General features: G+C 49.0%; 9 protein-coding genes. 5 read left to right on the forward strand and 4 right to left on the reverse strand.

The genetic code is table 11. The features are described 5' to 3' along the window. Positions 1–90 precede the first annotated feature (90 nt). From R6242_RS03650 to phaR, 3 genes are all read right to left on the reverse strand, one after another. Entirely contained in the window at positions 91–891 is an 801-nt protein-coding gene (locus R6242_RS03650) for a carcinine hydrolase/isopenicillin-N N-acyltransferase family protein (protein WP_318423860.1), read from the reverse strand. A 204-nt stretch (positions 892–1,095) separates the two neighbouring features. After that, positions 1,096–1,908 (reverse strand): tRNA cyclic N6-threonylcarbamoyladenosine(37) synthase TcdA, encoded by an 813-nt coding sequence (tcdA, locus tag R6242_RS03655; RefSeq protein WP_293934245.1) that lies wholly within the window; start codon positions 1,906–1,908, stop codon positions 1,096–1,098. Between the two features lie 75 nt (positions 1,909–1,983). Next, a complete protein-coding gene (gene phaR, locus R6242_RS03660; protein ID WP_293934174.1) occupies positions 1,984–2,649 on the reverse strand; it encodes a polyhydroxyalkanoate synthesis repressor PhaR in 666 nt (221 codons plus the stop codon). Positions 2,650–2,854: 205 nt separating this feature from the next. On the opposite strand from phaR, the gene R6242_RS03665 reads away from it, so the two are divergent. Then, positions 2,855–3,427, forward strand: a complete 573-nt coding sequence (locus R6242_RS03665) for a phasin family protein (protein ID WP_318423864.1) — start codon at positions 2,855–2,857, stop codon at positions 3,425–3,427. Positions 3,428–3,744: 317 nt separating this feature from the next. Here the strand turns inward: R6242_RS03665 and acnB are convergent, their stop codons facing one another. Continuing rightward, positions 3,745–6,324, reverse strand: coding sequence for a bifunctional aconitate hydratase 2/2-methylisocitrate dehydratase (gene acnB, locus R6242_RS03670; RefSeq protein WP_318423866.1), 2,580 nt, complete (start codon positions 6,322–6,324; stop codon positions 3,745–3,747). 389 nt (positions 6,325–6,713) lie between these two features. On the opposite strand from acnB, the gene R6242_RS03675 reads away from it, so the two are divergent. The 4 genes from R6242_RS03675 to R6242_RS03690 all read left to right on the forward strand — a co-directional run bounded on the left by R6242_RS03675 (position 6,714) and on the right by R6242_RS03690 (position 12,114). Continuing rightward, on the forward strand, positions 6,714–8,267 hold the full coding sequence (locus R6242_RS03675) for a DEAD/DEAH box helicase (protein ID WP_318423869.1): 1,554 nt from the start codon (positions 6,714–6,716) through the stop codon (positions 8,265–8,267). A 37-nt stretch (positions 8,268–8,304) separates the two neighbouring features. Next, positions 8,305–8,901 (forward strand): GNAT family N-acetyltransferase, encoded by a 597-nt coding sequence (locus R6242_RS03680; RefSeq protein ID WP_318423873.1) that lies wholly within the window; start codon positions 8,305–8,307, stop codon positions 8,899–8,901. 83 nt (positions 8,902–8,984) lie between these two features. Continuing rightward, positions 8,985–10,160, forward strand: a complete 1,176-nt coding sequence (locus R6242_RS03685) for a DUF2863 family protein (protein WP_318423876.1) — start codon at positions 8,985–8,987, stop codon at positions 10,158–10,160. Between the two features lie 142 nt (positions 10,161–10,302). Further along, entirely contained in the window at positions 10,303–12,114 is a 1,812-nt protein-coding gene (locus R6242_RS03690) for a GGDEF domain-containing protein (RefSeq protein WP_318423879.1), read from the forward strand. Positions 12,115–12,118 lie beyond the last annotated feature (4 nt).

Consider the following 12,118-nt stretch of genomic DNA (forward strand, 5'->3'; position numbering starts at 1 on the left):
TCGGCTTGCTTTAAAATCGCCATAATTTGGCTGTCGGAATAGCGTGCTGCTTTCATGTAGAGCTCCTCAAACACTGCGAGAAAATTCTACTTAAAAATGAGCTGGTTTTGTGGGGGGATTACCAGGGTTCGCCAAACGAATCGACAATAGCGGTGGTGCATTGGCTGGGGTGGCGATTTGCCAACTGGCTAAGGTGTGCTCCCTGCCCACACGCCACAGGCTGTTATCTGGGCCTGCATTTTGGTCTTGGCTAAAGGTGGCAAAATCATTTAAACGGTAAGGGGTGCTAGCATTAGTGAGCAAGCTGCGAATCCGCGCCAACCGCGTTTCACTGCTTTTGCCAATTTTGTAATTGCAATCCGCCAACTCATCGCTCAGATAATGATTGGTATGACTCATCACTCCCTGAGACTGGCTTTGCAGCGTATAGCGGCCATCCTTGCCAATTTCGACTTGCAAAAGCTGGCTATGGTCGCTAATCAGTAAAAATACCGGCCCACTCTTGCTAAAGCGCTGCTCTGCACGGGCCAGCACATCGGCAATATGATGATCCTTACGCAAAATGTCGCCTATCAGATTTCTTGTACCGCCTTGCGCCTCTCGCTCTTCCCGAGACAAGCTACCTGCCATTGCGCCCACTACCGACAAGCCAAACTCATTCACCCCCGCCTTCAGCCCTGGCACCGAGCCATCGTCGGCATACAACCCAACATAAGCCGCGCCCTGCTTAGGGTGAACGAGGCGGACAGACTGCACATGATCAGGCTGCCAATCGCGATTTTTAGCCAGCAAGGTGCCGCCACCTGCGGCCTCACCTACCGCCCCCCAAAGGGTACAAGCCTGCACAGGCCGTATGAAAAAAAGCAAGCCTAAGAGTAGCAAACGCCGCATCGTCAACCCCTTTAATGCTTCAACAACTGATGTTATGCACAAAGGCACTTACTTGACTTAATTTGCGTTCAATCTACTAAATTAGGGCAAGGATGATTCTCATTGAAAACATTTGATTGAATCAAAGAATGAACAATTACAACGCGCCAACTGCCTGTGTTTTTCGTAGACGACGCATTGTTTGACCTTACTGCATGCCCCCCGTTAAATAAGGGATGTTGCTTCCGCAGCAGGCGCTATTTTTGCTAAATGTTTAAGTACTTGCGCCGCAGCCACAAAGCCAAAGCAGCCTGTTACTGCCACCGACGCGCCAAAGCCACCTTCACAACCCAAGCCCAAAGCCGCATCGCCCACGGCGGGCTTTTGAGTACAGATGCTGCCATCTGCCTGCGGATAAACCAGTTGCTCGGTGGAATAAACGCATTCCACGCCCATTTTTTTACCCTGCTGCGCAAAACCATATTCACGGCGCAAGATTGAGCGCACTTTTGCTGCCAGCGGATCATTTATCGTTTTAGATAAATCCACCACGGCAATTTGGCTAGGGTCGATCTGCCCGCCCGCGCCGCCCGTTGTCACCAAGCGAATTTTGCGCCGTTTGCACCAAGCAATCATCGCCGCCTTAGTTTTGACCGAATCAATGGCATCAATAATGGCGTCGTAACCACGACCTAAAGTTTCTTCAAAATTATCAACACTGACAAAATCTTCGATCATATCCACGATGCATTCTGGATTAATCTGAACAATTCTCTCAGCCAGTGCGGCTACTTTCATCCGGCCATAATTCCCTTCCAAGGCGGGCAGCTGACGATTGGTGTTAGATACACAAATATCATCCAAATCGATCAGCGTGATATGGCCAATACCAGAGCGCGCCAAAGCCTCGGCCGCCCAAGATCCCACGCCACCCACACCCACAACACACACATGCGCTTGCCGAAATTGCGCTAATGCCGCAATGCCATACAAACGGGCAATACCGCCAAAACGGCGCTCAAAAGAAGTATCCAAAATTCAACCTTATCTTATTACAAACGCAAAAACGCCCCGAAGGGCGCTCTTTTCTAGACTTACCACATTATTCAAAGTTCAACTTTTAGCAGCCCTTCGTTTAGGCGCAGGCTTTGCCACCTCGACCTCAACGATAGTCTCTTCTGCGGCTGCCGCAGGTGGATCGGTTGGCAAAGGGTCATCGCTAGGTACATCCCCTTCCTTGCCGTAACCTGGCATACCCATACCGGTAAATAAATGTCTGGCGCGATCTTGCAACTGTTGCTGCATATCCACAAACATTGACGTACTGCTTTCAAGATAATTATTCATCATACTTTGCATGCCTGGGCCTTGAAACTTCATAAAGTCTCCCCACAGATTTGCATTTGAAAGCATCGGGTTTTCGCCGGTAATCACCGACTTAGCCTGTGTCTGTAAGCGACCTTGCATTTCAGCAAAGAGTTGCATGTTTTTTTCTAAGTAATTCCCCATGACACCTTGCATTGCATTCCCGTAAAAGCGAATGATTTGCGTAAGCACATCATAAGAAAACATAGGCATTCCGCCAGCTTCTTCTTCCATAATGACTTGTAGCAACACACTGCGAGTGATGTCTTCACCACTTTTAGCATCCACAATTTGAATATCAATATTATCCAAAACCAGCTGTTTTACATCCACCAAAGTGATGTAACAGCTCGTGGCCGTGTCATATAGGCGGCGGTTTGGATACTTCTTGATAACGCGTTTTTCCACGCTCATAAGTGCTGCCTCGTGTGTATATTATTTGTTATTGAGAAGAGGATAGTCTGGACTATCTATTCATGCAACATGTTGCGATGCACAATTTTATTGACAATCGTAAAAGCCTATTCCAGAATAAGCACTGATTGTGCACTGCATCATATTTAAGTGTGCAACTCGCTACCAAAACCCACAAAACTGAACGACAGAAAGGATCATTGAGATGACTACTGCACAGCAACAATTCTCCGCGTTCGCGACCGAGCAAGTTGAAGTGGCACTGCGTTTTGCACGCATTTCCATTGATTCTGCCGAACGTATCATCAAGCTGCAAGTTGAAGTAGCAAAAAGCACACTAGAAAGCAACGCAAAAAGCGCAAATGCGCTAGTTGCCGTTAAAGATGCTCAAGAAGCTTTAGCATTGCGTCAAAAACTGGCTGAATCATCGATCGAACAAGCCACCAATTACTCACGCAGCCTGTACGAAATCACTTCACAAGCACAAGCTGAAACTTCGCAACTGGTTGAAGAACGTACTACTGCTTTCAATAAGCATGTTGTATCTGGTTTAGATCAATTTGTTAAATCTGCCCCTGCTGGTACAGATGTAGCGGTTGCTGCTGTTAAATCAACACTACAAGCCACTGCAGCTGCAGTGGATAGCCTGACAAAAGCTGCAAAGCAAGTCGCTGACTTTGCTGACGCTTCAGTTAAAGCTGCTGGCACGGCAACTGCAGATGCAGTTAAGACTGCTGCAAAGAAAACTAACGGTGCAAACAACGCTGCTGCTGCTTAAAACAGCCCGTGCGTGATAAACGCACTGGCTACTCTAAAAGGCCACGAGCATATTCGTGGCCTTTTTATATTTAAATGACTTCATGTACATTAACACTTCTTTTTTGCTTTTACCCAAAATACCCCCTGAAGGATCAAGAGGTCTTGCCACGGCCTTGAGCCTTCAACGAGTAAGATGGGTGGGTCAAGCACGTCATCAATAAAAAAGCCGAGCTAATAGCTCGACTCGCAAAGAAAGGTGATTCTTGCCGAGCTTGCCCTGCAAGCCCTTCGAAAATCACAGGCCACCACCTACACCGTAAGCGGTGGCCTTGGATATTACTTAGCGCTTACCGTATCGGCGATATCGCTATAGCGCTTGATTTGATCAAAATTCAAGTAGCGATACACTTCGTCGGATTTTTGCGCAAGAATCCCGATATTCGCAAGATATTCCTCGTTCGTCGGAATCTTACCCAGCATAGCGCAAACCGAAGCCAGCTCAGCCGAGCCCAGATAAACGCGGGTATCAATCCCTAAGCGATTTGGGAAGTTACGTGTCGATGTCGAGAACGCAGTCGAGCCCTTGCGCACCTGTGCTTGGTTACCCATACACAATGAGCAACCTGGCATCTCCATACGCGCGCCAGTGCGGCCTAATACGCCGTAATGGCCTTCTTCCGTCAGCTGCTGCGCATCCATTTTGGTGGGTGGAGCAATCCACAGGCGAACAGGGATATCGCTCTTGCCTTCAAGCAATTTAGAAGCCGCGCGGAAGTGCCCGATATTGGTCATGCAAGAGCCAATAAACACTTCATCAATCACATCACCGGCTACTTCTGACAAGAATTTCACGTCATCAGGATCGTTCGGGCAAGCCACGATAGGCTCTTTAATATCAGCCAAATCGATATCGATAATCACTGCATATTCAGCGTCAGCATCCGGCTGCAGCAATTTAGGATTTGCCAGCCATTCTTCCATCGCGGCGATACGGCGTGCCAAGGTGCGAGCATCCGCATAGCCTTCAGCAATCATCCATTTCATCAGGGTGATATTAGAAGTCAGGTACTCTGCAATTGGCTCTTTATCCAACTGCACCGAACAACCTGCAGCAGAGCGCTCCGCAGATGCATCAGACAATTCAAATGCTTGCTCAACTTTGAGCTTAGGCAAGCCTTCAATTTCTAAGATGCGGCCAGAGAAAATGTTTTGTTTGCCTTTCTTTTCAACGGTCAGCAGGCCTTGCTTGATCGCGTAAAGCGGAATGGCGTTCACCAAATCACGCAGGGTGATACCTGGCTGCATTTCACCTTTAAAGCGCACCAACACCGATTCAGGCATATCTAGCGGCATTACACCTGTTGCCGCAGCAAACGCCACTAAGCCAGAGCCAGCAGGGAAAGAAATACCAATCGGGAAGCGGGTGTGGCTATCACCACCTGTGCCCACGGTATCAGGCAGCAACAAGCGATTCAGCCACGAGTGAATCACACCATCCCCCGGACGCAGCGATACACCACCGCGCGTTGAGATGAACTCTGGCAATTCATGGTGCATTTTTACATCAACCGGCTTAGGGTAAGCCGCGGTATGGCAGAACGACTGCATCACCAGATCAGCAGAGAAGCCAAGGCAGGCCAAGTCTTTTAGCTCATCACGGGTCATTGGGCCGGTGGTGTCTTGTGAGCCAACCGAAGTCATGCGTGGCTCGCAATACGTGCCTGGACGAACGCCAATCACGCCACAGGCTTTACCCACCATCTTCTGCGCTAAGCTATAGCCCTTGCCAGAATCTACCGGTGCAACTGGGCGCTTAAATACATCAGATGCCACTAAGCCCAGCACTTCACGCGCTTTATCGGTTAAGCCACGGCCAATAATCAGCGGGATACGGCCACCGGCACGCACTTCATCGAGCAATACATCGGTTTTTAGGCTGAAGGTAGAAACCACAACGCCGTTTTTCTCAACTTTACCTTCTAGCGGATAAACATCGATCACATCGCCGGTTTCAAGGGCAGAGACATCCACTTCAATCGGCAAAGCACCCGCGTCTTCCATGGTATTAAAGAAGATCGGGGCAATTTTTGTACCAAGGCAAAAGCCACCGAAGCGCTTGTTTGGTACATAAGGAATATCATCACCGGTAAACCATAGCACCGAGTTGGTCGCTGATTTACGTGAAGAACCCGTACCCACCACATCGCCAACATAAGCGATTTTATGGCCCTTGGCTTTAAGGGCATCCAACTGTTTGATGGGGCCTACGCTACCTGGCTGATCCGCTTCGATGCCTGGGCGTGGGTTTTTTAGCATAGCTAAGGCATGCAATGGAATATCTGGGCGTGACCAAGCATCTGGTGCAGGGGATAGATCATCAGTATTGGTTTCGCCAGATACTTTAAATACCGTCAGCGTAACTTTCGCTGGCACCGCTGGGCGGCTAGTAAACCACTCTGCATCCGCCCAAGATTGTAAAACTTGCTTAGCAAAGGCATTACCTGCATCCGCTTTAGTTTTAACATCATGGAATGCATCAAACATCAGTAATGTTTTAGATAAAGCAGCAGCGGCAATCGCAGCCACTTCTGCATCCTCTAATAAATCGACCAAAGGGGCGATATTAAAGCCACCTAACATGGTTCCAAGTAGCTCAGTCGCTTTAGCGCGGCTGATTAAGCTGCATACTTCAGTACCATGAGCCACAGCGGCAAGATAAGACGCTTTTACTTTAGCTGCGTTATCTACGCCCGCTGGAACGCGGTAAGTAATTAAGTCGACAAGAAAGGCCTCTTCACCTTGAGGCGGGTTTTTCAGCAGCTCGATGAGATCGGTGGTCTGCGAAACATTCAGTGGAAGCGCTGGGATACCCTGTGCTGCGCGCTCTGCAACATGCTGACGATAGACTTCTAGCACGGTTGGACCTTTCAAGTGATGATGGGAAAATGCCTGGCAAATATCAGACTAGTGACATTTTACCTGTCTGGCTTTTAGATGTGAATCAAAGTGTAACGACTTTTGTTGCACTACAATAAAAAAGCAAGGCACTGCGCCATGCCGCTCGTCCCACAGCAAAGTAGGCGAAGACGATTTAGCTTGCGCTTTTGTTTGTCTATCGGTATGATCCGCAACCTTCTTTGTGCTTTAGCACAAACCTCCATCGTACCCTGACCTTCCCCCGCCTGTGCTGTATGAGATGCGGATTGACCGGTTAGCGTCGATGTAACGCTGACGGCCGGTTTCCGTATTTAATTCCGGAATGCGCCCGTCTTCCCGCTCGCCGGGATATATTCAAAGGAATATTCATGCCACATCGCGAAACTCATTCTGATACCCCTGTAAACGCTTTTGCCGAAATGGGCCTTGCCACCGAATTGGTGCAAGAATTAGCTAAGCTCGGTATCACTACCCCTACCCCAGTGCAAGCCGCTGCAATTCCACAATTAATGGCTGGCCATGATGTGATGGCTTCTGCGCAAACGGGTACAGGTAAAACTGCAGCATTCTTGCTGCCAGCACTGCACAAACTATTTAAGCCAGCTAAGCACAATGCGCGTGGCCCACGTGTACTTGTTCTTACTCCTACACGTGAACTTGCTGAGCAAGTTGCTAAAGTAGCCACAGATTACTGCAAACTGATCCCACGTTGCAAGGTTGCTTGCGTAGTGGGCGGCGTTCCTTACCCAGTTCAAAACCGTATGCTAGCCCAGCCTTACGATGTATTGGTAGCTACTCCAGGTCGTTTATCTGACCTGATGCGTGGTGGCCGTATCGATTTCGCTCGCTTAGATATGCTGATTCTGGATGAAGCCGACCGCATGCTAGACATGGGCTTTATTGATGAAGTAGAAGCCATTGTTTCTGCAATGCCTAAAGATCGCCAAACTGCATTGTTCTCTGCCACATTGTCAGAAACAGTACAGCGCTTTGCTGGCCCAATGCTGCGTGACCCACGCTTAGTAGAAATGGAAGTTACTGCAAGCGCTCAGCCACAAATTGAACAAGCTGTTCATTACGCTGACGGTTACGAGCACAAGCAAAAACTAGTTGCTGCCCTGCTAAAAGAAGCCAGCGAAACACAATCGATTGTATTTACTGCAACTAAAGCAGACGCCGACGGCCTTGCTGAATGGCTGAAGCTGGAAGGCTTCCGCGCTGCAGCAATGCACGGTGACTTAGCACAACGTGATCGTCGCCGCACTTTAGATCGTCTACGTCGCGCTGAAATTGATATCTTAGTTGCAACTGATGTTGCTGCGCGTGGTATTGACGTTGCAGGTATTGGCTTGGTATTAAACTTTGACCTGCCACGCTTTGCAGAAGATTACATCCACCGCGTTGGTCGTACTGGCCGTGCCGGTCGTACTGGTAAAGCCATTTCGCTGGTAACTAAAAACGATTTCATGCTGCTGACACGCATTCGTCGTCGCTATAACATCGATTTCGGCACTGTATCTATGCCAGGTCTTGAAGCACGCTTCAAGCCAGGCCAAGGCGGCGGCACAGGCGGTGGCTTCGGCGATCGTAAGCCATCAGGCGGCTACAAAGGTAAGCGTCCACAAGGTGGTGGCGGTTATGCTGGCGCTGGTGCAGGTAATGGCGGTGGCCGTGGTGGTTACGCTGGCAATAACAGCAATAGCGGCGGCTACGGCGACAAACGTCATAGCGATTCTCGTGGTGGTGGCGATGCGCCACGCGGCGGTGAATCACGTGAAGCGCGTGGTAGCTTTGGTGGCGGCGCAAGCAACCCAAATAGCAATTCAGGCAGCTTCCGCAGTGGCAGCCGTGATAGCGGCGCACCACGCGCAGAGCGTCCAGCAAGCACTGGCGAAACACGTCAACGCCGTGCTAGCTGGTAAGCCATCGTCTATCAGTCAAATCTTAAGCCCGTCTTGAATGCTCAATACCGCATTCAAAGCGTGGCGAATTAGATTAGTAACAGCCCATCCTTTTGATGGGCTGTTTTTACTTTCGAGCTATGCCGTGAAAGATGCCATTTTAATGCGCCCCTTTACTCCCAGCGATATCCAGTCGCTTATGGGGATTCAAAGCGCTTGTTATCCTGCCAACCTACTCGAAGAAGCAGAGCACCTTACCGCTAAACACCAGCAATCTCCATCAAGCTGCTGGGTGGCTACCCAACACCAGCACGTACTCGCCTATTTACTGACTCACCCTTGGTCAGGCGATACCCCACCCGCTCTAAACGCGCCACTCCCCACTCCAAATCAATCTTGCGATATTTATTTTATTCACGATCTTGCCGTGCACCCAAGCGCACGAGGATTAGGACTTGCTCAGCAGCTACTCGATACAGCCTTAAAATGGGCCAGACAAGAAAAATTACAAAAAATACGCTTAATCGCCATCGCTGGCGCAGCAAACTTCTGGATAAAACAAGGCCTTAGCCCTGTAAAAAATGTAAATAAAGACTTATCTCGCAAATTAGCCGATTACGGCACGGATACGCATTACCTTGAAGCCGCCATTTAGACCCAAAAACAAACCACCTAAACTAAATTAAGAAAATAAGCGCACATACTCAAATAAAACGAACCTTTGTTAAAGATGAGAACATGAATAAAAGACCTCGCACCGTTCGTCGCAGCCGTGGTGCTGCTGAAGTAGATGAATTAATCCACATCGCCACCAGCCTTGGCGTTTCATGCACACTTGCAGAGGATCGCTTCTGGCAAGACAAACTAGCCAGCTTAGTCAGTGAGATTTTGCTCGATGAGGATGAAGAAACACTCAATGCCGCACTCGATACGCTCTCCAAGACCGATCCTCAGGCGTGGAATGAACTGGCAGATATCGTAGAAGCCTGCACCGAAACCCAGACCATCCTTATTGATAAAAACGAATACCAAGCCATTATGTTTGCCGTACCCTTACTGGCATGGTCACGCTTTAATATACCCGCTGGGCCACTAGGGGATGAGCGTATTACTAGCCTGCGCGAGCATTTAAGCAAGCATGTGTTTGTTGAAGGCGCAAAGCTATCGCTAGCAGATTTTTTATTTAGCCCCGATCAGCTCCCACAAGGCTATTGCAACACGGCAAAATTAAGTAAATTACTGGCAAACTTAACCAGCAGCAACGGCACCTTAATGTGCGAACAGGCCAATAATGCAGAGCCAAGCGCGTTTTTAACCGATACACGTTATTTATTAGGCGCGATTGCTGCTCCTAAAGGCAAAGCGGTGTTTCGTTGGCAAGAAGAAAATAGCTCACGCAAAGATATTTTGACGCAATGGCAAAAGCAAGGCCTCAATTCGCTGCAATCTTTGTTTGCTGGCTGCGCAATGGAGTCCCTTCTGCCCATTTCTTACTTTGCCGCATGGCGAGAATCCGACCGCGCATCGAGAGCTTATTCTTTGCGCGCATCTGTCTCTTTCTTACAACTTTTACTTAGCGTAGAAGCCAGACAACTCACCTGCGTAATTGCCGCCTGCCACGGACGACGCCTAGAAGAGTATCGCGTAGGCTTTGTTCGCCGCAATGAAGAACCCATGCTGCATGGCGTAGTCTGGCCACTACTCGACGGCGAAGACGAGCACACCGATTGCATCGCAGAAATCGAAGCCATTTTGCGTGAATCAGGCATTACCGATATTGTCGTCCATGAACACTCGTTTCCGATGGATCAATGTGACGATTGCGGCACTCCACTTTTCCCTAATTTAGATGGGGATTTAATCCACACCGAAACACCAGAATCTAGCGACACTCCCTCCCCACACTTGCATTAAGCCTCAAAGGCGGTGAACGCATTGCATTCACCGCCACAGCACACCGCCTTGGCGCCATTGACGTTTGCTATCAATCAAACGCCAACAGCACCTAGTCTTATGCACTATAATTGACGAGCTTCTTTAACCGAATCCGCACGCCATGCATAAGCTTAGCAACCCTACCGATATCGCCCGTGAAACGCTCAAGCAACTCACCATGCGCCGTGTGCCACCGACTCCAGACCATTACGAGTCAATTTATCATGAGATAGCGGGCACCTCTGATAAAGATAAGCTACACCCCGCCATCAAAGAGCTGATTGCCAGCATGGGGGCCTTCCCACGGCAAACACCAGAATTACAACGTAATATTGAACAATTGCAACGTCACGCCGGACAATCCAGCTGGGCCAGCATGCCTGCGCTGATTATTCGCAGCATTGAAAGCCAAGGTGGGCAAACAGAATTAAGCCAAAGCTGGGCAGATTTAATCCGTGATTTAATTCGGCAATGGGAATTACGCAACCCCGTCTACACCCCCAGTAGAAAACAAGACTCACTCGAAAAAGTCCTGATTAATTTTGGCAGCGAGAGTAATGCACTGAACGAAAAACTCAGCGCCCTAATCAAAGCCTGGGGAGGATCCGGTGTAGAAAGCGGTGATAGCCCTGAAACACTTGGCATACCAGATATTAATAGCAGCAGCCCAAGCAACACAGCTAGCGCCAACACCGGCAGCGAAGACTCTGATTGGCGCGAATGGCGAGATGCACTAAACGTTGCCCTCACCATTGGTATTGAATCCCGCCTCACCCACAACATAGATTTACAACAAGAGGCAACTGACCTCGCCGCCGAAGTTGCCACAGTCAACAATAGCGCCAGCACTCAGAAACTAATGCCTAGGTTGCGCAAATTTTGGCTCCGCCTAGAGTTACAAAACGACCAAGAAATGCGTTTATGCGATGGCCTAATGGGCTTATTGCGCTTGCTTACAGACAATATGTCGGAAGTTGTGATTGAAGATGAATGGGTACGTGGCCAAGTTGCCGTAGTACAAGCCATTATGGCGCAGCCCCTAGATATGCGAGTGATTTATGATGCAGAAGCAGGCCTAAAAGAAGTCTTATTTAAACAGGGGCAAATTAAACATAACCTTGTAGAAACACAAACCGTGCTTAAGAATATGATTGCTACATTTATTGATCGCCTCAGCGTGATGTCGGACAGCACCGATCAATACCACAGCAAAATTAGCGTCTATACCGAGCAAATCCAGCAAGCAAACAATCTAAGCAGCATAAAAGATGTCTTAGAGTCACTCCTTGGCGACACCCGCAGCATGCAACTCGACGTACGCCGCTCACGGGACGATTTACTAGAAGCCCGCAACCAAGCCGATGAAGCCCAACAACGCATCATAATACTTGAGCAAGAGCTTACCCATGTCAGCGAAAAAGTCCGCACAGATCAACTCACCGGTGCATTAAATCGCCGCGGCTTAGAGGAGTTATTTGAGGTAGAGGCCGCAAGAGCATTACGTAGCGAAAGCCCGCTCACGGTAGGCTTACTTGACATTGATAATTTCAAAAAACTAAACGACAGCCAAGGCCATGCAGCAGGCGATGCCGCCTTGGTTCACTTAGTAACAGTCGTAAAAGACTTATTACGCCCAACGGACTCTGTGGCACGTTACGGCGGAGAAGAGTTTGTCCTTATTTTGCCAGAAACCGGCATTGACGAAGCAGTCAGCGTGATTCAACGCTTACAACGTGAGCTTACCAAGCGCTTCTTCTTAAATAATAACGATAAACTACTGATCACCTTTAGTGCGGGGGTTGCACTGGTGCTACCTGGCGAGGTGCGCGATCGCGTGATAGAACGCGCCGACCAAGCCATGTATCAAGCAAAAAAACTTGGCAAAAACAGAGTGGAAATCGCCGAAACGCCTACGGGTATAGCATTAAGATAAGCAA

Source organism: Iodobacter sp. CM08, from assembly GCF_033446605.1.
GTDB lineage: Bacteria > Pseudomonadota > Gammaproteobacteria > Burkholderiales > Chitinibacteraceae > Iodobacter.

Bases quoted from the DNA above. Each gene is read 5' to 3' on its own strand.
- R6242_RS03680 (WP_318423873.1), top strand. From the start codon at position 8,305: ATGCTCAATACCGCATTCAAAGCGTGGCGAATTAGATTAGTAACAGCC.
- R6242_RS03650 (WP_318423860.1), bottom strand. From the start codon at position 891: ATGCGGCGTTTGCTACTCTTAGGCTTGCTTTTTTTCATACGGCCTGTG.
- R6242_RS03675 (WP_318423869.1), top strand. From the start codon at position 6,714: ATGCCACATCGCGAAACTCATTCTGATACCCCTGTAAACGCTTTTGCC.
- R6242_RS03690 (WP_318423879.1), top strand. From the start codon at position 10,303: ATGCATAAGCTTAGCAACCCTACCGATATCGCCCGTGAAACGCTCAAG.
- R6242_RS03665 (WP_318423864.1), top strand. From the start codon at position 2,855: ATGACTACTGCACAGCAACAATTCTCCGCGTTCGCGACCGAGCAAGTT.
- phaR (WP_293934174.1), bottom strand. From the start codon at position 2,649: ATGAGCGTGGAAAAACGCGTTATCAAGAAGTATCCAAACCGCCGCCTA.
- R6242_RS03685 (WP_318423876.1), top strand. From the start codon at position 8,985: ATGAATAAAAGACCTCGCACCGTTCGTCGCAGCCGTGGTGCTGCTGAA.